The sequence below is a fragment of the Mesorhizobium sp. AR07 genome (assembly GCF_024746815.1).
Taxonomy (GTDB): domain Bacteria; phylum Pseudomonadota; class Alphaproteobacteria; order Rhizobiales; family Rhizobiaceae; genus Mesorhizobium.
In genome coordinates, this window is the sequence record NZ_CP080525.1 from 2,789,540 (window position 1) to 2,809,340 (window position 19,801).

Genomic DNA, 19,801 nt, shown 5'->3' on the forward strand with positions numbered 1-19,801 from the left:
AGGTGAGATGAGCTTCATCGAGCCTGCCGCGTCGAAGCATCGTCAAGAACAGCCTGCAAACGGCATCTTTGCAAAAATTTTACCTAATGGCTTTTCGGCTTCTTTACCAGATCGGCCTATGTTGGATTTCGGATGCCCCGAGGCTACCGGATTGCCAGAAGGCAAAGAGGACCCGGAAATGAAACGCTGCATGTTCGTCGACGATTCAAGCGTCATCAGGAAGGTTGCAAAACGCATCCTGGGCGGCTCCGACATGATTGTCATCGAGGCAGCCAGCGGACTTGACGCGCTGGAGATGTGCAACGCCGACATGCCCGACATCATCGTCGTCGACGGCGCCTTGCCGGACGTGGCGGCCGTCGATCTCATCCGTCGCGTGCGCGCCATGGAGAGCCCGACAAAGCCGCAGATCCTGATTTCACTGGTCGAGCTCGATATTGCTTCGATCATGCGGGCCAAGCGCGCCGGTGCTCAAGGCTATCTCTTGAAGCCATTCAACCGGCCGCAACTGCTCGAGCGCTTTCGCACCTTGAAGATCGCTGCCTGATCGGGCTTGCCGCTTAAATCCGTTTCAACGCGACGCGCTTTAGCATCGGCCCATCACGCAAAAAACCCGGCCGAGCCGGGTTTTTTGTTGAGGAAGAAATCCCGGCGGCGCGTCGTCGCTCAGGCGCTGACGCGGATGTCTTCTGGTTCGCGCAGCACGTAGCCACGGCCCCAGACCGTCTCGATGTAGTTCTGGCCACCGGACGCCGCGTCGAGCTTCTTGCGCAACTTGCAGATGAAGACGTCGATGATCTTGAGCTCGGGCTCGTCCATGCCGCCGTAGAGGTGGTTGAGGAACATTTCCTTGGTCAGCGTGGTGCCCTTGCGCAACGAGAGCAGCTCCAGCATCTGGTATTCCTTGCCAGTGAGGTGCACGCGCTGGCCGCCGACTTCAACGGTCTTGGCATCGAGGTTGACCACCAGGTCGCCGGTAGTGATGACCGACTGGGCATGGCCCTTGGAACGCCGCACGATGGCATGAATGCGGGCAACCAGCTCATCCTTGTGGAATGGCTTGGTCATATAGTCGTCGGCGCCGAAGCCGAGGCCGCGCACCTTGTCCTCGATACCGGCCATGCCGGAGAGGATGAGGATCGGCGTCTTTACCTTGGAAAGACGAAGTGTTCTCAAGACCTCATAGCCCGACATGTCAGGCAAATTGAGGTCGAGAAGGATGATGTCATAGTCGTAGAGCTTGCCTAGATCGACACCCTCTTCGCCGAGATCGGTCGTGTAGACATTAAAACTTTCCGATTTCAGCATCAACTCGATGCTTTGTGCGGTTGCACTGTCATCTTCTATCAGCAGAACACGCATTTCATTCCCCTTTTCTGCTGCCGGACCATTTCACGACCCGTCCGGACCCGGAGCAGTGGTTGCCTTATGCAGAGGCTGCCATTGAATGGTTAACAAAACCTAATTTCCCGTCCATGACGGTACCAGATTTTTTAACCCCTTTCTACACCCTCTTGAATCTAATAACGAATCACAGAACCAAATTCCTAATGCAACACATTAATAACCCGGACTAAGTGACTCCAGGGACTCATCGACGCGGCTTTCGAATCGGCGGCCGAATTTTTACCCGGCCTTAAGTCCTGACCCGTATGATTAACAATGCCCGTAAACGAATGGTTACCGCCGGCAAAAAACTTTAGGATTTTGTTTCCCATAGTTCGGGGAAAGCCGGTGGACACGGGCAACGCTTGGGCCTTTCCAGGTGGTTTGGACGATATGTGCGGGTGTGCGTTTCCGGGAGTACCGAATCATGAAGTCACGTGAAAACCTCGTTCGGCTGAAACAGTTTCAGGTGAATGAGAAGCGGCGGCAGCTGCTGCAGCTCGACATGATGATCGCCGAGTTCGAACGCATGGCCGTCGAACTGGAGCTTCAGATCACCGCCGAGGAAAAGAAAGCCGGCATCACCGACATCAACCATTTCGCCTATCCGACCTTCGCCAAGGCAGCTCGCCTGCGCCGCGACAACCTCAGAAATTCCCAAAGCGACCTCGCTCAGCAGCGAAGCACTGCCGAATCACTACTCGGCGAAGCTGAAGCGGAGCTTTCCAAGGCGGAAATGCTCGAGTCGCGCGACACCAAGATTCGCGAAGCCGAAGTCGGCGGCCGCAGCGCCATGATCGGCTGAAGCCACGTATCCGCGGCGCTTGCCACTCGGGCGGGCGCGGCAACACAGGTTTTCGGCTGAACCAAGCGGCCCTAGGCGGCCCAATCCGCTTCATTTTTGGCAACAGCCCGTGCGCGGGCCTCCTTGATGTCGGGCGCATGCTGCTCCGACCACGACCGGATCTGGTTGAGCAGTCCCGCCAGGTTCTGGCCGAGCTCGGTCAATTCATATTCGACGCGTGGCGGGATGACCGGGAAGATCTCGCGCCGCACCAGGCCGTCGCGCTCGAGCACCCGCAATGTCTGCGTCAGCATCTTCGGCGTGATGCCTTCGAGCTTGCGGGCAAGCTCGCCATTGCGCTGCCGGCCTTTGCGCAGCGCACAAACCACCAGATAGACCCATTTGCTGGCCAGCATCTCCAGCACGGTGTGCGAAGGACACGTCCGCCGGAACGCGTCATAGCCGAAAGGTGCGTTAAAATCACTATCCATAAGGTACCTATATATCAAAAAGGTACATACTGGACAAGGGACTATTACTATCCAAATGATAGTGGCACAAACCAAGCAGGAGACATCCCATGCGTGCCGTTATCCAGAATTCCGTCGGCGGACCCGACGTTCTTTTCGTCGCCGACCGGCCCAATCCTGCACCAAAATCCGGCGAAGTGCTGGTCCGCGTCAGGGCAGCCGGCATCAATCCGGTCGATGGCGCCGTCCGCGCCGGCTACTATCAGCTGCTCGGCGAGCCGCCCTTCATCCTGGGCTGGGATATCTCGGGAACCGTCGAGGCGCTGGGCTCCGGCGTCACCGGCTTCAAGGTCGGTGACACTGTGTTTGGCATGCCACGCTTCCCCAAGCAGGCCGCGGCTTACGCGGAACTGGCCGCAGTACCTGCCGATGAAATCGCGCTGAAGCCGAAGGGCGCCGACCACATCCAGGCAGGTGCATTGCCGCTGGCCGGCCTGACCGCCTGGCAGGGTCTCGTTCGCCATGGCGGGCTGAAATCGGGCCAGCGCGTGCTGGTCCACGCCGCCGCCGGCGGCGTCGGCCATCTGGCGGTGCAGATCGCCAAGGCGCGTGGTGCGTTTGTCATCACCACCGCCAGCACGCAAAAGCTCGATTTCGCCCGCTCGCTCGGCGCCGACGAGGTTATCGACTACACCAAAGGCGATTTCGCCGACCAGGTTCGAGACATCGATCTCGTGCTGGAGACTGTTGGCGGCGACCATGCCGAGCGCTCGCTGAAGGTGCTCAAGCGTGGCGGCGTGCTGGTATCATTGCTCAATGTCAGTGACGCCGCAAAGGCGCAGGCCGGCGCGCAAGGCATCCGGGTCGTGCGCATGTCAGTCGTGCCTGACCGCGAAGGTCTGATGGAACTCGGCGAGTTGATCGATGCGAACAAGCTCGCCGTCCATGTAGCGAAAAGCTTCCCGCTCGAGCAGGCTGGTGCTGCTCACGCCTTCCTCGCCACCAGGCCGATTGGCAAGGTGGTGCTGACGGTCTGACCGTCAGAAGGATCGCTTCGAAAAACATGAAAAACACAAAGGGCGCGGAGTGCCGCGCCCTTTGATCGTGTTCAGACCGGCTCTAGTGCCGGTATTGCTGGATGCGCGTCGTGCGCAGCCCGGCAAGGCCGTATTCGTCGATCGACGCCTGCCAGGACAGGAATTCCTCGGTGGTGAGCTTGTAGCGCTGGCATGCCTCTTCAAGGCTCAAGAGCCCGCCGCGCACCGCCGCAACCACTTCCGCCTTGCGCCGGATAACCCAGCGACGTGTATTCGTCGGCGGCAGATCGGCAATCGTAAGAGGGCTGCCGTCAGGCCCGATAACATACTTGACTCTCGGTCTAACCAGATCGGTCATCGTACTCTCTACAAAAAACTCAAAGACCCAATCCCCGCCACGTTACCGCCACAGCTTTAAAAATTGCCTAAGCAGACCCTAATGACTAGGTAAGGATCATGAACGCCGCGTTAGTCTTTTCGCCGGCATTTGAAACATCGGCCTGGAAGCGGCGGCAGTGGGCGGAAAAACCTGCCCATTCACAGGAGCGGCCGCAACTTGCTGAGCGGACCTGCAAGCTGGCGTAGCCGGAAAGCTTGACCTATATTCCCGTCATTGGCATTCAGGCGCCGCGCAGAACGAAAGAACCATGAACAGCCTCGATCTTCCCGGACGTCCCGAAAACACCCGCATCGTCGTCGCCATGTCGGGCGGCGTCGATTCGTCCGTCGTCGCCGGCCTGTTGAAACGCGAAGGCTATGATGTCGTCGGCGTCACCTTGCAGCTCTACGACCATGGCGCGGCGACGCACCGGGCCGGCTCATGCTGCGCCGGGCAGGATATCGACGACGCCCGCCGTGTGTCGGAGACGCTCGGCATTCCCCACTATGTGCTCGACTATGAGGAACGCTTCCGCAAGGCGGTCATCGATCCCTTCGCCGAAAGCTATGTCGCCGGCGAGACGCCGATCCCGTGCGTTTCCTGCAACCAGACGGTGAAGTTCGCCGATCTTCTGGCCACCGCCAAGGAGCTTGGCGCCGACGCGCTGGCCACCGGCCACTATATCCGCTCCGGCGCCAATGGCGCCCACCGCGCGCTGTTCCGGCCTGTCGACGCCGACCGCGACCAGAGCTATTTCCTGTTCGCCACCACGCAGGCGCAGATCGACTATCTGCGCTTCCCGCTCGGCGGCCTATCGAAGCCGCAGGTTCGCGCCATTGCCGAGGAGATGGGGCTGACGGTCGCCGCCAAGCAGGACAGCCAGGACATCTGCTTCGTGCCGCAAGGCAAGTATTCCGACATCATCGCCAAGCTGAAGCCGGCCGCTGCCAATCCCGGCGACATCGTCCACATCGACGGCCGCGTGCTCGGCCGCCATGAGGGCATCCTGCGCTACACGATCGGCCAGCGCCGCGGAATCGGCATCGCTTCCGGCGAGCCGCTCTATGTCGTCCATCTCGACGCCGACCGCGCGCGCGTCGTGGTCGGCCCGCGCGAGGCGCTGGAGACGCACAAGATCTATCTGCGCAACATGAACTGGCTGGGCGATCGCGCACTGGCCGATGTCCCCGCCGGCGGCCTGGAACTGTTCGCCAAGGTCCGCTCGACGCGCCCGCCGCGCCCCGCCGTGCTGCATCACGGCAGCGGCGCGACATGGGTGGAACTGGTCGATGGTGAGTCCGGCATCGCGCCCGGACAGGCCTGCGTGCTCTATTCCGATGACGGCAACGAGGCGCGCGTGTTCGGCGGCGGCTTTATCGAACGCTCGGAGCGTGGCGCCGAGGCCGAGGCCATGCTGATGCGGCTCGCCGCCAGGCCGGCGCAGGTTCCCGCCGAGTAAGCGCCACCCTCTTAGAGACGCCGTCGGATGGCCGCCGGAGTAGAGGTTCCAAACGGTCTCAGGATTTGGTGTGCGTGACCGTGCCGGCGGTCAGGATGCGCAGCACCCTGATCGCTTCCTCGCCGCTGGTGCGCGGTTCGGCCCGCGTCTCGATGCACTGGATGAAATGCTCCAGCTCGCGCGTCAGCGGCATGCCTTGGGCAACCGCGACATAGGACGGCTCATTTGTGGTGAAGGCCCACTGGCCGCTGTCCTGCCACACCGCATGGCGGTAGACGGCAAGCTTGCGTTCCCATGGCTCGACATCGTCGAACACCGCCATCGCCTTGGTGCCGACCACGGTCAGCCGCCGCTCGCGGTAGGGATTGAGCCGCGAGGTGAAGAGATGGCTGCGCAGGCCGTTGGGAAAGCGCATGTGCAGATGCGCGAAGTCACTGAGATTGTCGAGCAGCGCCGCACCCTCGCCGCGCACCTCGATCGGCTCGGTGCCGGTGATCGCCAGGATCATCGACAAATCATGCGGTGCCAGGTCCCACAGTGCATCGTTTTCGGTGTGGAACTTGCCGAGGCCGAGCCGGTGCGAATGGATGTAGCGGACTTCGCCGAGTTCGCCCTTGTCGATCAGCCCTTTCAGCGTCTCGAAGGCGGGATGGAAGCGCAAGACATGGCCGACCATGAAGACGCGGCCATTGTCCTTGGCCGCCTGCACCGCGCGCTCGGCATCCACGACCGTCAGCGCGATCGGCTTTTCCACCAGCACATCCTTGCCGCCCTCGACGGCGCGCACGGCAAGATCGGCATGGAATTGCGGCGGCAGCGCCATGACGATGGCGTCGATGTCATCGCGAACGAACAGCTGTTCCGGCTCGATCGCCAGGCAGTCCTGCTCGCTGGCGAAGCCTTCGGCGCGAGCCCGGTTGAGGTCGGAGACCGCGTGCAGCGCGCCGAGCGCCTTGAGGGTGCGGATGTGGTTGCTGCCCCAGTATCCGCAACCGAGGACTGCAATGCGCGGCTTCATCTGTTTCAAACTCTAAAAACTCGTGGCCGAGACATAGCGACGTGCCCCCGCGAACTCAACCCCGGCGGCAGCAACCAAATGTCTGCACGGCAAAGCTTTTCGCCAATGACAATAAGCCGGCACGCCGGTTGCTTCGAAGCTTGACAGGCTTGCCCTCCCAACCTTATATCCGCGCGACCTTGGCGAACGCCCCCGACATGCCTTTCGATTTAAGGCGGATTTCGGGCCTTTCGCCGCCCTGGCGGGGTAGCTCAGTTGGTTAGAGCACGGGAATCATAATCCTGGGGTCGGGGGTTCAAGTCCCTCTCCCGCTACCAAATTCTAATTAACCCACTGAAATATATACTAAATCTTTCCTTCGATGGTAGCGCCACCGGACGGAATTTTACAATGGAATCAACAGAGATCCCACTCAGAAGCAGCCTTGAGTGTCTCGATGACCGAAGGGGCAGCCGTCGCGACGCGTTTTGGCGAACTGAGCCGTGGTGGGTCCGGAAGGACGTGGTCTCTTAAACAAAATCAATCAGTTAGCGGGTGGTTCGCCCGGCCATATCCTTCGTATGTTCTCGTATTCGGTGGCGAACCTGGTGGCGAGGACTCCGAATGATGCATGACCCGACCAGCCACGTTTGCCAAAGGCAAGACAACGCTGAAGGCACAGGATTCCAGGTACGTTGGTTGCGGGACCCGCAACCACCGATACCGACATCCGCTGGTGGTGGCGATTTGAGAAATCTGGGCCCCATTCACGGCCTTCTTCCCGGCGCTGCGTCTGTGGCTCCTGCGGCGAGACGATGGCGCATCAAGCGCCACCTTCCAGCGACAGATCGAGACTCAGAAAAATCCCAGCGCTTTGGTCGAGTAACTGACCAGTAGATTCTTTGTCTGCTGATAGTGGTCGAGCATCATCTTGTGGTTTTCCCGCCCGAACCCGGACGCTTTGTAACCGCCGAAGGCGGCGTGGGCGGGATAGGCGTGGTAGCAATTGGTCCACACGCGCCCGGCCTGGATGCCGCGCCCTACCCGGTAGGCGTCGTTGCCGTTGCGCGACCAGACGCCGGCGCCCAGACCGTAGATGGTATCATTGCCGATGCGGATCGCATCCTCGACGGTCTTGAACGTCGTAACCGACAGGACCGGGCCAAAAATCTCCTCTTGGAAGATCCGCATGCTGTTGTCGCCGCTGAACACGGTCGGCTTCAGGAAGTAGCCTTTGTCCAGGTCGCCACCGAGATGAGCGCGCTCGCCGCCAGTCAGGCATTTGGCGCCTTCCTGCTTGCCGATCTCGATATAGCCAAGGATCTTGGTCAACTGATCTTCGGAGGCTTGCGCGCCCATCTGCGTCGAAGCATCGAGCGGATCGCCGACCTTGATCTTTGCAACGCGGGCCACCGCGCGCTCCATGAACTTGTCGAAGATCGACTCCTGGACGAGCGCCCGCGAAGGGCAGGTGCAGACTTCGCCCTTGTTGAAAGCGAAGAGCGCGAAGCCTTCCAGCGCCTTGTCGAAGAATTCGTCGTCGGCATCCATCACGTCAGCCATGAAGATGTTCGGCGACTTGCCGCCCAACTCCATGGTCTGCGGAATGAGGTGCTCGGCCGCATATCCCATGATCTGCCTTCCCGTCGTCGTCTCGCCGGTGAACGACACTTTTGAAATGCGCGGATCGGCGGCGATCGCCCGACCGACCGACGCGCCCGGACCGGTTATGACATTGAGCACGCCGGGCGGTAGGATATCCGCGGTGAGATCGGCAAGGATCAACAGCGTCAGCGGCGTGTTGGAGGCCGGCTTGATCACCGTGCAATTGCCGGCGGCAAGCGCCGGCGCAATCTTCCAAGCCGCCATCAGCAGCGGGAAGTTCCAGGGAATGATCTGGCCGACGACACCCAATGGTTCCTTGAAGTGATAGGCGATGGTGTCGTCATCGATTGTGGAAATGGAGCCTTCGTCAGCGCGGATACAACCAGCGAAGTACCGGAAATGGTCGATGGCAAGCGGCACGTCGGCGCCCCGCGTCTCGCGGATCGGCTTGCCGTTGTCGAGCGTTTCGGCCAGCGCCAGCAGCTCGAGATTCTCCTCCATGCGGTCGGCGACCTTGTTGAGCAGCCGCGACCGCTCGGCCGGCGACAGGCGCGCCCAGCCGTCCTTGGCCTTGTAGGCGGCATCGAGCGCCGCTTCGACGTCCACAGGCGTCGACTTCGCAACCTCGACGAGGCGTTGGCCGTTGATTGGGCTGTAGTCGGTGAAATACTGCCCGTCCAACGGCGCGACCCATTTCCCACCGATGAAGTTGCCATAGCGGGCTGGAATATTTCCCTTGGAGCGAACGAGTTCGATGGCGTGCTGGGACATGGCAACTTCCTTGTCTTGAAGCCCGGGAACATCCCAGGGTCACGGAAACTCCAGCTTTACGCCCTGCCCCGATACGCACATTGATTTCGGTCAAAGCACCTTCGGCGCCGATGCTTAGTTTGCCTTCATCGACAAAGGAGTTGGATCATGGTCAAGACGATGAAGGCCGCCGTCGTACAGGCATTCGGCAAGCCGCTTACGATCGAGGACGTGCCGGTGCCCGTGCCGGGGCCAGGTGAACTGCTCGTCAAGGTCATCGCCTGCGGTGTTTGCCATACGGACCTGCATGCCGCCTCCGGCGACTGGCCAGTGAAGCCTGTGCCGCCCTTCATCCCCGGCCATGAAGTGGCGGGCGTTGTGGCTGCACTCGGGCCGGGTGTGACCGGTTTCAAGGAGGGTGACCCGGTCGGCGTGGCCTGGCTGCACGACGCCTGCCTGAGCTGCGAATATTGCGAGACCGGTTGGGAGACGCTGTGCGAACATCAGCACGATACCGGCTATAGCTGCGATGGCGGCTTCGCCGAATATGTCATCGCGTCGGCAGCCTTCACCGCGCGGCTTCCAGTTGGTGTCGATTTCGCACAGATGGCGCCGATCCTGTGCGCTGGCGTCACGACCTACAAGGGGTTGAAGGAGACAGAGGCACGTCCGGGCGAATGGGTGGCGATTTCAGGCATAGGTGGCCTCGGTCATGTGGCGGTCCAGTATGCCAAGGCAATGGGCCTCAAGGTCGTGGCGCTCGACGTCACGCCGGACAAGCTCGCTCTGGCGCGCGCGACCGGAGCGGACGTGACCATCGACGCCCGCTCCCCGAACGCAGTGGCGGAGGTGCTCAAGGCAACGGGCGGCGGCGCCCACGGCATTCTGGTGACGGCCGTCTCGCCACCGGCCTTTTCCCAGGCGGTGCACATGGTGCGCCGCAAGGGTACGGTCGCCCTCGTCGGTCTGCCGGCGGGAGAATTCCCGACGCCGATCTTCGACGTCGTGCTGAAGCGCATTACCTTGCGCGGATCCATCGTAGGTACACGACGCGATCTCGACGAGGCCATTGCCTTCGCGGCCGAGGGCAAGGTACGGGCCGAGATCACCAAGGCGCCGTTGAGCGACATCAACGCGATCCTCACCCGGCTCAAGGCCGGCAAGATCGAGGGCCGTGTGGTTCTGGATCTCACTGCGCCGATAGAGACAGGGGTAAAGCAGACAGAAGCCGCATACGCATAGATCCGGTGGCCGTCTGTCGGCCACCCGTAGCCGTACACGCGGGCAGGCCCGGGACGGGCGGCACGATCGATGAACGCATCAACGACATCTACAGGATGGGATCTTGTCACCGTGGCCACGCGCTCGGGGGGCGGAGAAGCACCTTTTTCAACACAGTTAGGTTCAGGCTGCCGAAATGCGTCGATAGCAACGGGTTATACCCGGCTTAGCGGGCTTCGCGACTGCTGAGGACAGACAGCGCAGCACCATCGCCAGATCCCGGACGAATCGCGAGAGGCGCGCATAGGGCCGCCCGGTTTGATCTGGCGCAAGGACGGTGGGCGATGTTCATGAACAGAATAATGCTCGGGATATGGAGCGCTTCTGCTGCCGTCCTGAAGGGAGATCGCCATGAAAGGCATATCAAGAAGGGTAGCACTTGGGCTCGCTGCCGCGATGCTGATGACGGGCAGTGCCGCTGCCACCCAGGCCGCAACGCTCGTTCAGGTCTCGCTGTGGGACAAGGGCGCGGAAGTGCAGATGCCGATGGGTCTCGCTTATGCCGCGCCAGGACTCGATCTCGCCAAGGGGACCATGGGCATTAAGGCTTTGCCCGGTGCAGTGAAGGCCGGGGAGGTCACATTCAATGTGAAAAATGACTCCAAGGACACTGTTCACGAAATGATCGTGATGTACCTTGCCGATCCCGGTAAGCCGCTTCCTTACCTTGAGGCGGAGAACCGGGTCGACGAAGACAAGGCTGGCGACAAGGGCGAAGTATCGGAACTCGATCCCGGCAAAACAGGCATACTGACCGTCGATCTTAAGGCTGGAAAATACCTGCTTATCTGCAACGTGCCAGGCCACTATGGGGCGGGCATGTGGGCCGAATTTACCGTCGATCCATAGAAACCTGAAGCAGGCAGCCCGTGAACCGGAAGCTGCGACCGTCCATCATGCATCGGTGCTACCGTCGTGAGGACGCTCGCCCACCTCATACCGGTTAGACCGCAGTGCCGACGACGGCGCCGATACCGGCGGTCAGCGCCATTGCAAGCGCACCCCAGAATGTGACGCGAACGGTTGCCTTCAGCACATTGGCGCCGCCGGCTTTCGCCCCGACGGCGCCCAGCACCGCGAGGAACAGCAGCGAAGCAATGGAGACAATGGCGACAAGTTTTGCGGCCGGCGAAACCAAGACCATCGCCAGCGGCATGGCCGCACCAACGGAAAATGCGGCTGCCGAGGTCAGCGCCGCCTGGATCGGACGCGCTGTGGTCACCTCCGAAATACCGAGTTCGTCGCGCGCGTGCGCGCCAAGCGCGTCGTTCGCCATTAACTGGTCCGCGACCTGCAACGCCAATTTCGGCTCAACCCCGCGCGCTACATAGATTTGCGCAAGTTCATCGCGCTCGAACTCGGGCTGCGTTGCGTATTTCAGGCGATCGTGAGCACGGATTTCGCCGCATCGTGAGCACGGATTTCGCGGGATCGTGAGCAGCGATTTCAGAGGATCGTGAGCAACCTTCTCGAAGGTTGTGGACGTTTCGGCCGACATCTCAACCCGGCTACAGGATGCCTCGTCACTGCAACGAGGAAGCCTGATGCCAACCCAGAGATTGTCGATGCGCCGGATCAGAGAAGTTTTACGTCTAAGACATGTCCAAGGCCTGACCGAGCGCGTCATCGCGCGCACGCTCGGGGTGAGCAATGGCGTCGTGCATGGTTATCTACGGCGCGCCCGTCTTGCCGGGCTGAGCTGGCCGCTGCCCGAAGGGATGGATGACGAAGGGCTTGAGCTGCTCCTCTTCCCGGCGCCGAAGGCGGCATCGCAAAGCCCCCGGCGGCCGGTGCCCGATTGGAGCTATGTGGAGAAGGAATTGCGCCGCCGCGGCGTGACGCGGGTGCTGCTGTGGGAAGAGTATCGCGCCGCCAATCCCGATGGCTTTGGCTATACCTGGTTCTGCACGACCTTCGAGGCCTGGAAAGGGCGGACGCGCCCGACGATGCGCCAGACGCACCTGGGCGGCGAGAAGGTGTTTGTCGATTTTGCCGGCGACACCATCGACATCTTCGACCCCATCACCGGCGAAGCGCACGCCATGAAGCTGTTCGTCGCAGCGATGGGCGCCTCGAACTATACCTACGCCGAAGCGGCCCGAGCGAGAGCCTGCCCGATTGGATCGGCGTTCACACCAACCTTTTCACCTTTCTGGGCGGCGTCCCGAAGTTCGTGATCTGCGATAATCTCAAGGCCGCCGTCACCAACCCCGATCGCTACGACCCCGGTCTCAACCGGACCTATGCCGAGATGGCGAGCCACTACGGCACCGCGGTACTCGCGGCGAGGCCGAGACGCCCGAAGGATAAGGCAAAGTTGAAGTTGCGGTGCAAATTGCCCAGCGCTGGGTCCTGGCGCGGCTGCGCAATCAGCGCTTCTTTTCCCTGGCGGACCTGAACGCCGCCATCCGCGTGCTCGTCGCCGAACTCAACGCCCGCCAGATGCGCGGTTTCGGCTCCAGCCGAGCCGAGCTGTTCGCCGAGATCGACAGGCCGAAGCTGGGAGAACTGCCGGACCAGCCATACGTCTTTGCACGCTGGAAGCGTTGCCGCGTGGCACCCGACTATCACGTCGAGATCGACGGGCATTGGTATTCCACGCCCTACCGCCTCATTCGCGAGCTCGTCGATGTGCGGATCGCCGACAAGACGGTCGAGATATTCCACAAGGGCCAGCGGATCGCCAGCCACGCCCGTGCGCCCAACCGGCGCGGCCATACGACAGTCGCTGATCACATGCCGAGCGCGCATCGCCGCTACGGCAAGTGGACGCCGGGAGGATTGATCGCCGCCGGCGAGAAGATTGGTCCTTCCACCGCCGCCTTCTTCCAGGCTGTCATCGCGGACCGGCCGCATCCCGAACAAGGCTTTCGCACCTGTCTCGGCATTCTGTCGCTGACCAAGAGCTACGGCAATGCACGTGTCGATGCGGCCTGCCAACGCGGCATCCTCATCAAGGCGCGCTCCGTCGCCTCGATCCGTTCGATCCTCAAGAACGGCCTTGATCGCGCTTTCCTCGACGAGGCGCCCGATCACCAACCCCTGCGCCACGGCAACATCCGCGGTCAGGGCTATTTCCACTGAACTATGGAGATCTCAATGCTCACCCATCCTACCCATGACCAGCTGATCGCTCTGGGCCTGACCGGAATGGCCAAGGCCTTCGAGGAGCAGCGGCGATCGCCGGATCTCGATGCCCTGTCGTTCGAGGAGCGCATCGGGCTTCTTATCGATCGCGAAGCCGCCGAGCGCGACACCAAACGGCTCACGACGCGGCTCAACGCCGCGCTGCGCCAGAGCGCCTGCGTGGAAGATGTCGATCTGCGCACCCCGCGCGGCATCGACCGCGCCGTCTTCGCCAGGCTCGTCGCCGGCGACTGGATCGAACGCCACGAGAACTTGCTGGTCACAGGCGCAACCGGCCTGGGCAAGAGTTGGCTGGCCTGCGCTCTGGGCCACAAAGCCTGCCGCGACAATCGTTCGGTCCTTTACCATCGCGTCCCGCGGCTCTTTGAGGCGCTCGCCCTCGCGCGGGGCGACGGACGCTACGGGCGCCTGCTCAAGACGCTTGGGCGCGTGCAACTCCTCATCCTCGACGACTGGGGCCTGGCGGTTCTCACCGCGGCCGAGCGCCGCGACCTCCTGGAGATCCTCGACGATCGCCATGGTCGCGCATCGACCATCGTCACCAGCCAAATCCCCGTGGAACTCTGGCACGACGTAATCGGCGATCCCACGCTCGGCGACGCGATTCTTGACCGCCTCGTCCACAATGCTCACCGTCTTCAACTCACCGGAGAAAGCATGCGAAAACAGAACGCTCAACGCTCAGCTCTTGACGCAGACCCAAACACCTGAATCAATCAACACGTCGGTCGAAGCGGCCGCTCATGATCGCGTGAAATACCTGCTCACGATCAAATGAAATGAGCGCTCATGATCGCGTGAAATGGCTGCTCACAATCAGCGAAATGCGCAGGCTGCGTTGCAAGTTCGGTGCGCTCGCGGCTGAGGTCGGCTTGCTCGGTGTCGGACTGAGAACTGACCGAAACATATTCACCCGCCGCCATCGACATCGCGCCGGCGACCAGTCCGGCGACACCAGCAACCAGAACATCGGCGGCCGCAGCATTGGCCGCAGCCACACCAACGATCAAGCTCGCCGTCGAGACGATGCCGTCATTGGCGCCAAGCACCGCCGCCCGCAGCCAGCCGATGCGCGATATGAGATGGTTTTCAGCATGCAGGCGGCTCAAACGATCGCCCAATGCAGCAGGATTTGTGTTCCGGAATAACCGGCGACCTCATTGGCAACAGTCATGGCAGGTACTTGGGTTAAGAGAACCTATCCTATCCTGCAGTTTCTGCGAACGTCTTGATCTGCGACAAATCAATTTGCCGTCGCCCATCGGCTTTTAGGGCGGGGCTGGAAAAGCGTAGTTGTCGATGGCCGCTATGAGGAACTGCCTGACCGGATAGGCCACAAGCTCGAGCGCGACCATGCCTGGACGATGCTGAGCAAGCACACCGACTGGTGAGAGCCCGGCGCCCTCAAACCGGTGAGCCTCTGGTGTCAGATAGCACGCCGCACGCATTCTTCCGGATCCTCGTCGAGCAGGTGTCCGGCCGAGAAGCAAGTGAGTAGACAGTTTTCCTGTACCTCGATTCGTCGCCACCGTCGAAGAGCGACGGCCGGACCGGCGCGGAGGAGCGGAAAACGCATAGATAGATCATCTGACGGCGACTTGCGCTGATCTTGACGCAGGATCAAGCACCATCCTTGGACGCCTCCCAACGTTCGATCCGGCCCTGCCAGTAGATGGTTTCACTCCCGCCGATTTCCCAGGCGACCTCTCCGGCAAACGGAAGCCACATATTGCCGTGATGACGATAGTCGGAGAAACGGCCGCGCCATGGAGTTGGCAGGATTGGTGCCGTAGCCGAACGCGGCCTGTCGGGCGCAAAGGCACCGGCAATCCTCCCGTCGCTGTCGAGGCTGAGCGTGACTTCGACCGCTGTTTCTCCCACGCCGGCGCTCACGGCCAGCCCGTCGGGACCGTCTTCACGCCAGCGAAGCGTGGTATTGAAGAGAATAGCGTCGGGCGCCCAGGCAAGTTCGGCAAGGTATCGCATCAGCTCGCCGCGCATCAGCGCCGACGAGTGCTCGGCGCGGGCGAGCGGAATGATGCCGAGCGCCATGACATCCAACCGCCCCTGGCCGCCCTTCAACGCATCGCGCACTGAGATCATACCGAAGGGACCAAACCGTGCCCGCCAATCGAAGGCACATTCGGACGTGGAGATTGTTTGTGTTGCGGTAAATGACATCCAGGACGTGGCGCCAAGCCGTTGTTTCATCAGTCCTGTTTGCCTGAGCTTGACCGTCGTTCGGCGCATCTAGGGACTGGCGCCAACCCGCAGCGCCAGGTCATAGACAGCGGCTGGCAACCGCTTCCTGATCAGAAGAGCATCCTCAGCCATTATGCGGCCTTCCTCTATGTTGACGCATTGCTCCACCTCGCGAGCGTGGCCGCTATCCCGGCCACATAGAGGGTCCCGAAGATCAGCTTGCTGTGACGCGCAAGCCATTCTGGAAGATAGATGTCGAAGTTATCGCGTCGATCGTCGGTGTAGCCCGCAGCAACGGATGTGAGGGGGCACTGCCATCCGTTCAGGACCAGCACGAGCACCTCCACCAGGACGACGCCGATCGACAGCGCCGAGTAGAAATATTCGCCCCGCAAGGCGAACACCCAGATTGCAAAGATACATCCGACGAAAAACGCCCAGACGACAGTGTGAATGGCTTTGATTGTCACGAGCCGTGCCGCCGATGCGGGTGGGCTCAGAACGGGTGCGTTCAAGATATGATTACACTTTCTGCCGGCCGGCGCGCCGAGAAGGGGAGCGCGGCTCCGTAGCCGAAGCGCATGACGAGGTCGGAACGTCGCCCGGGCAAGCCGACAAGCGTTGCCAGTTCAGGCCGCAGACCAGCGACTTCGACGGGCTGGTTGATGAAAGCATGCTTGAGGCCGAGCGCGGTGGCCTGCAACCCGAAACGCTGGCAGGCGCGGCCTGCCAGAACCCAATGCTCGCGGTCTTCCTTTTGGGCGACGAAGACGGCGACGCCGGCCGAAGAGGCGAGCTGTCGAGCGTATTTTTCGTTCTCGGCTTTGGCTTTGAAGACGAGATAGAACATGACCCGACCAAGCCATTCCGGAAGGGCGGGATTGCCGCTTGATGCGCTGAAGAGACCGTCACCGGTTAAGATCGCCTGCAGGGGGCTGAAGCGCAGCCAGGTCTTCAGTTCCCGCACGAATGCGGCGTCGGCGATCTGCGCATTGTTGCCCGCGACGACTAGGTCGCGCACGCGGTCGATCCGTGGCCGATCCGTGATTAGAACCAGATCGACTCCCGGAACGGCCGCTGCGCCGGAAAGCGTCTGCAAGTCGCGGCTGCTGACGGCTTTGCCGTTATAGTCGCCACGTGTTGATTGCCGCTTCGGGATCGCATCGAACAGCGCCGGCTCGACAGGCGGCCCGCTCCCGAACGTAAACGTCACGGCACCGTCATCCGCCAGGCTGAAACTGAGTTCGCCGGGCTTTCCGCACGCGCTGCTGGCGATAGCCAGGTTTTCCGCCGCGCAACCGAGACTGGCGAACAGATGATGATTGTCCGGGTCGACGATCTCAATCTGTCGCGCCATGTCGGGCACGATTTCTATTCCAACGTCACTGATCTTGAATTGCCACGGCTGAGTGTTGTGGCTGTTCGCCGCAAGCGTCGCGTAGCGGATCAAGTCGATCGTCCCAGGCGCTTGCTTCAGTGCCGAGCGCGTCGCGGCCACGGAGGCGTTGTATTCCGCCATCGAACCCATGTTCAGGAGCCCGAGACAGGTTGCTCCGACGCCGGCCACCATTAGGGCGCCTCCGCCAACAAGATATTGCCGCCTGTTCATCGCTTTTGGCCGATCTGTCTTCGACAATTGCGAAGCGGCCAACAGCGGCCGGTGCGGTTGTCTTCAAATAACTTAACTCGCAAAGGCGGCACCCGTTCCCGTTCCGGCCAGGGTGCCGATGCCCGCTGCCGAGCGCTCGCTATCGGGCCGGACAGATTAGAGCTCAATGACCGACAGCGGGTTCTATCGGCGCCGTATGCTTCACGATTGGCGCGTCGACCTGTCGCCGGCGACCTGGTACATCCCAAGCTAGAGAGTGTGCGGATCAGCATCGGTCTGGTCTCAACCGGTCATTTTGACTGCGCGATGGTGTTCAGGAATTGGCAGACCATCGCCAGTCCCGGATCTCCGGCATGTCGACGCCGTGCTTTCGAATGTAGCGTTCGTGTTCGACCAGCTTGTCGCGGATCGCTTGCTTGGCGTACACGGCCGCCGCGCCAAGCCTGGGCACGCGGTCGATTACGTCGGCTACGAGGTGGAAGCGGTCTAGCCTGTTGCGGACGACCATGTCGAACGTGGTCGTCGTCGAGCCTTCTTCCTCGTAGCCACGAACATGCATGTTGTCGTGATTGGTGCGCTTGTATGCCAGACGATGAATGAGCCAGGGATAGCCGTGATAGGCGAAGATCACCGGCTTGTCCTTTGTGAACAATGCGTCGAAATCGCTGTCCGTGAGGCCATGCGGATGCTGGGACTTTGGCTGCAGGGTCATCAGATCGACGACGTTGACGACCCGCACCTTAAGGTCCGGAATGTAACCCCGAAGCAGATCGACCGCGGCAAGCGTCTCCGCCGTGGGGACATCTCCGGCGCAGGCCATCACGACGTCCGGTTCACCACCGCGGTCGTTGCTTGCCCATTCCCAGATGCCGATGCCTTGCGAGCAGTGCTTGATCGCCGCATCCATGTCGAGCCATTGCGGCGCCGGCGCCTTGCCCGCGACGATGACGTTGATCCGGTCCCAGCTTCTGAGACAGTGATCGGTGACGTAGAGCAGCGTGTTGGCATCCGGCGGCAGATAGACGCGGACCGTATCGGCCTTCTTGTTGACGACGTGGTCGATGAAGCCCGGGTCCTGATGGCTGAAGCCGTTGTGGTCTTGCTGCCAGACATGGGACGTAAGCAGGTAGTTCAAGGATGCGATCGGCTGCCGCCAAGGCACGTCGCGCGAGGTCTTCAGCCATTTCGCATGCTGGTTGAACATCGAATCGATGATGTGGATGAAGGCCTCGTAGCAGGAAAACAATCCATGGCGCCCGGTCAGCAGATAGCCTTCGAGCCAGCCCTGGCAGAGATGTTCGCTGAGCACTTCCATGACGCGCCCGGACGGCGCCAGATGATCGTCCTCCGCCGTTGCACTCGCATCCCAGGCGCGGTTGGTGACTTCAAAGAGCGCCTGGAGGCGGTTGGAGGCCGTCTCATCTGGCCCGAAAACCCGAAAGTTGCGGGTCCCATCGTTGGCCGTCATCACATCGCGCAGGAATGTCCCCATCACCCGCGTCGCCTCGGCCTCCACTTGGCCCGGAGACGCCACCGCAACGGCATAGGCGGTGTAGTCGGGCAACCGCAGCGGGCGTTTCAGGGCGCCGCCATTGGCGTGCGGATTGGCGCTCATGCGCCTGTTGCCCGCCGGCGCCAGCGCCGCGATCTCGGCGTGCAACCGTCCGTCATCATCGAACAATTCGTGCGGTTGATAACTGCGCAGCCAATCTTCGAGCAGTTGCAGATGCCCAGGCTTGGTCATGTCGCTGAACGGGACCTGGTGCGAACGCCAGGAACCCTCGGCCTTTAGGCCGTCGACAGTCTTCGGTCCGGTCCAGCCCTTGGGGCTGCGCAGCACGATCATCGGCCAGCGCGGGCGCGCGGAGACGCCGCCTTTGCGCGCGTCATGCTGAATCTGCTTTATCCGTTGAAAGGCCTCGTCCATGGCCGACGCCATTTTCTGATGCATGATCTCCGGCTCCTCGCCTTCGACGAAGAGCGGGTCGTAGCCGTAGCCGCAAAGGAGAGCCTCTAACTCCTCCGGAGATATGCGGGCCAGCACGGTCGGGTTGGCGATCTTGAAGCCGTTCAGGTGCAGGATCGGCAAAACCGCTCCATCGGCGGCCGGATTGAGGAACTTGTTGGAATGCCAGGATGCCGCCAGCGGCCCGGTCTCGGCTTCGCCGTCGCCAACAACGCAGGCAACGATCAGATCGGGATTGTCGAGGACCGCGCCGTGGGCATGCGCAAGCGAATAGCCGAGTTCGCCGCCTTCATGGATCGAGCCGGGTGTCTCCGGCGCGGCATGGCTTGGAATGCCCCCCGGAAACGAGAATTGCCGCACAAGACGGCGCAATCCGTCCTCGTCCCGGGAGATGTCAGGATAGAGCTCGCTGTACGTGCCTTCAAGATAGGTGTTTGCGACGATACCTGGCGCGCCGTGCCCCGGACCAGCGATGAACAGGACGTCGAGATCCCTTGCCTTGATGACGCGGTTTAGATGGACATAGATGAAGTTCAGGCCGGGCGTCGTCCCCCAATGGCCGAGCAAGCGCGGTTTGACGTGCTCGAGTTTGAGAGGTTCGCGCAGGAGCGGATTGTCGAGGAGATAGACCTGTCCCACCGACAGGTAATTCGCCGCGCGCCACCAGCCGTGCATGAGCTTGAGCGTATCCGGCTCCAGAACAGTTGCTTCTGCTGCCAAACCCTGAGG

The 19,801-nt window shown here is 61.6% G+C and carries 17 protein-coding genes, 1 tRNA gene and 3 pseudogenes; 10 read left to right on the forward strand and 11 right to left on the reverse strand.

Going from position 1 to position 19,801, the window contains the following annotated elements; genetic code table 11:
• Positions 1-178: 178 nt before the first annotated feature.
• Entirely contained in the window at positions 179-547 is a 369-nt protein-coding gene (locus BPNPMPFG_RS14320) for a response regulator (RefSeq protein ID WP_258596756.1), read from the forward strand.
• 119 nt (positions 548-666) lie between these two features.
• Here the strand turns inward: BPNPMPFG_RS14320 and ctrA are convergent, their stop codons facing one another.
• Positions 667-1,362 carry a response regulator transcription factor CtrA gene (gene ctrA, locus BPNPMPFG_RS14325; RefSeq protein WP_006203583.1) on the reverse strand — a complete coding sequence of 232 codons (696 nt, stop codon included), beginning with the start codon at positions 1,360-1,362 and terminating at the stop codon, positions 667-669.
• Between the two features lie 451 nt (positions 1,363-1,813).
• Here ctrA and BPNPMPFG_RS14330 point away from each other — a divergent pair, with 451 nt between their 5' ends.
• A complete protein-coding gene (locus BPNPMPFG_RS14330) occupies positions 1,814-2,191 on the forward strand; it encodes a hypothetical protein (protein WP_056595903.1) in 378 nt (125 codons plus the stop codon).
• Between the two features lie 71 nt (positions 2,192-2,262).
• Here BPNPMPFG_RS14330 and BPNPMPFG_RS14335 read toward each other — a convergent pair whose 3' ends face one another.
• Positions 2,263-2,661: a winged helix-turn-helix transcriptional regulator gene (locus tag BPNPMPFG_RS14335; RefSeq protein ID WP_258596080.1), complete on the reverse strand. Its 399-nt coding sequence runs from the start codon at positions 2,659-2,661 to the stop codon at positions 2,263-2,265.
• Between the two features lie 89 nt (positions 2,662-2,750).
• Between BPNPMPFG_RS14335 and BPNPMPFG_RS14340 the strand changes: the two genes are divergently transcribed.
• Positions 2,751-3,677, forward strand: a complete 927-nt coding sequence (locus tag BPNPMPFG_RS14340; protein ID WP_258596081.1) for an NADP-dependent oxidoreductase — start codon at positions 2,751-2,753, stop codon at positions 3,675-3,677.
• A gap of 82 nt (positions 3,678-3,759) precedes the next feature.
• Here the strand turns inward: BPNPMPFG_RS14340 and sciP are convergent, their stop codons facing one another.
• Positions 3,760-4,035, reverse strand: a complete 276-nt coding sequence (gene sciP, locus BPNPMPFG_RS14345) for a CtrA inhibitor SciP (protein WP_006203587.1) — start codon at positions 4,033-4,035, stop codon at positions 3,760-3,762.
• 289 nt (positions 4,036-4,324) lie between these two features.
• Here sciP and mnmA point away from each other — a divergent pair, with 289 nt between their 5' ends.
• Entirely contained in the window at positions 4,325-5,515 is a 1,191-nt protein-coding gene (gene mnmA, locus BPNPMPFG_RS14350) for a tRNA 2-thiouridine(34) synthase MnmA (protein ID WP_258596082.1), read from the forward strand.
• A gap of 58 nt (positions 5,516-5,573) precedes the next feature.
• Here the strand turns inward: mnmA and BPNPMPFG_RS14355 are convergent, their stop codons facing one another.
• A complete protein-coding gene (locus BPNPMPFG_RS14355) occupies positions 5,574-6,533 on the reverse strand; it encodes a Gfo/Idh/MocA family protein (protein ID WP_258596083.1) in 960 nt (319 codons plus the stop codon).
• 240 nt (positions 6,534-6,773) lie between these two features.
• Here BPNPMPFG_RS14355 and BPNPMPFG_RS14360 point away from each other — a divergent pair.
• Positions 6,774-6,850: transfer RNA gene (locus tag BPNPMPFG_RS14360), tRNA-Met, on the forward strand.
• Positions 6,851-7,367: 517 nt separating this feature from the next.
• Here BPNPMPFG_RS14360 and BPNPMPFG_RS14365 read toward each other — a convergent pair.
• Complete coding sequence (locus tag BPNPMPFG_RS14365) at positions 7,368-8,888, reverse strand: aldehyde dehydrogenase family protein (RefSeq protein ID WP_258596084.1); 1,521 nt, start codon at positions 8,886-8,888, stop codon at positions 7,368-7,370.
• Positions 8,889-9,035: 147 nt separating this feature from the next.
• Between BPNPMPFG_RS14365 and adhP the strand changes: the two genes are divergently transcribed.
• Together adhP and BPNPMPFG_RS14375 are read left to right on the forward strand one after the other, a co-directional pair.
• Positions 9,036-10,109, forward strand: coding sequence for an alcohol dehydrogenase AdhP (gene adhP / locus BPNPMPFG_RS14370; RefSeq protein ID WP_258596085.1), 1,074 nt, complete (start codon positions 9,036-9,038; stop codon positions 10,107-10,109).
• A 390-nt stretch (positions 10,110-10,499) separates the two neighbouring features.
• Entirely contained in the window at positions 10,500-10,997 is a 498-nt protein-coding gene (locus tag BPNPMPFG_RS14375; RefSeq protein ID WP_258596086.1) for a cupredoxin domain-containing protein, read from the forward strand.
• Between the two features lie 94 nt (positions 10,998-11,091).
• On the opposite strand, the gene BPNPMPFG_RS14380 is transcribed toward BPNPMPFG_RS14375, so the two are convergent.
• Positions 11,092-11,775, reverse strand: a complete 684-nt coding sequence (locus tag BPNPMPFG_RS14380) for a VIT1/CCC1 transporter family protein (protein WP_258596087.1) — start codon at positions 11,773-11,775, stop codon at positions 11,092-11,094.
• On the opposite strand from BPNPMPFG_RS14380, the pseudogene istA reads away from it, so the two are divergent.
• Both istA and istB read left to right on the forward strand, forming a co-directional pair.
• Positions 11,693-13,232 (forward strand): annotated as a pseudogene (gene istA / locus BPNPMPFG_RS14385) (IS21 family transposase). The gene BPNPMPFG_RS14380 and the pseudogene istA overlap by 83 nt on opposite strands.
• A 15-nt stretch (positions 13,233-13,247) precedes the next feature.
• The gene (gene istB, locus BPNPMPFG_RS14390) at positions 13,248-14,006 is read left to right on the forward strand and encodes an IS21-like element helper ATPase IstB (protein ID WP_258596088.1); all 759 of its coding nucleotides are present in this window, start codon (positions 13,248-13,250) and stop codon (positions 14,004-14,006) included.
• Positions 14,007-14,125: 119 nt separating this feature from the next.
• Here istB and BPNPMPFG_RS14395 read toward each other — a convergent pair.
• A pseudogene (locus tag BPNPMPFG_RS14395) lies at positions 14,126-14,404 on the reverse strand (VIT1/CCC1 transporter family protein); the annotation flags it as partial.
• Between the two features lie 162 nt (positions 14,405-14,566).
• On the opposite strand from BPNPMPFG_RS14395, the pseudogene BPNPMPFG_RS14400 reads away from it, so the two are divergent.
• Positions 14,567-14,793 (forward strand): annotated as a pseudogene (locus tag BPNPMPFG_RS14400) (pyridoxamine 5'-phosphate oxidase family protein); the annotation flags it as partial.
• A gap of 122 nt (positions 14,794-14,915) precedes the next feature.
• Here BPNPMPFG_RS14400 and BPNPMPFG_RS14405 read toward each other — a convergent pair.
• From BPNPMPFG_RS14405 to BPNPMPFG_RS14420, 4 genes are all read right to left on the reverse strand, one after another.
• Positions 14,916-15,506, reverse strand: coding sequence for a DUF6920 family protein (locus BPNPMPFG_RS14405; RefSeq protein ID WP_258596089.1), 591 nt, complete (start codon positions 15,504-15,506; stop codon positions 14,916-14,918).
• 137 nt (positions 15,507-15,643) lie between these two features.
• Positions 15,644-16,012, reverse strand: coding sequence for a hypothetical protein (locus tag BPNPMPFG_RS14410; RefSeq protein WP_258596090.1), 369 nt, complete (start codon positions 16,010-16,012; stop codon positions 15,644-15,646).
• Positions 16,009-17,067: an Acg family FMN-binding oxidoreductase gene (locus BPNPMPFG_RS14415; RefSeq protein ID WP_319945993.1), complete on the reverse strand. Its 1,059-nt coding sequence runs from the start codon at positions 17,065-17,067 to the stop codon at positions 16,009-16,011. The genes BPNPMPFG_RS14410 and BPNPMPFG_RS14415 overlap by 4 nt, the downstream gene beginning before the upstream one ends.
• A 352-nt stretch (positions 17,068-17,419) precedes the next feature.
• On the reverse strand, positions 17,420-19,747 hold the full coding sequence (locus BPNPMPFG_RS14420; RefSeq protein WP_258596757.1) for a phosphoketolase family protein: 2,328 nt from the start codon (positions 19,745-19,747) through the stop codon (positions 17,420-17,422).
• Between the last annotated feature and the right edge of the window lie 54 nt (positions 19,748-19,801).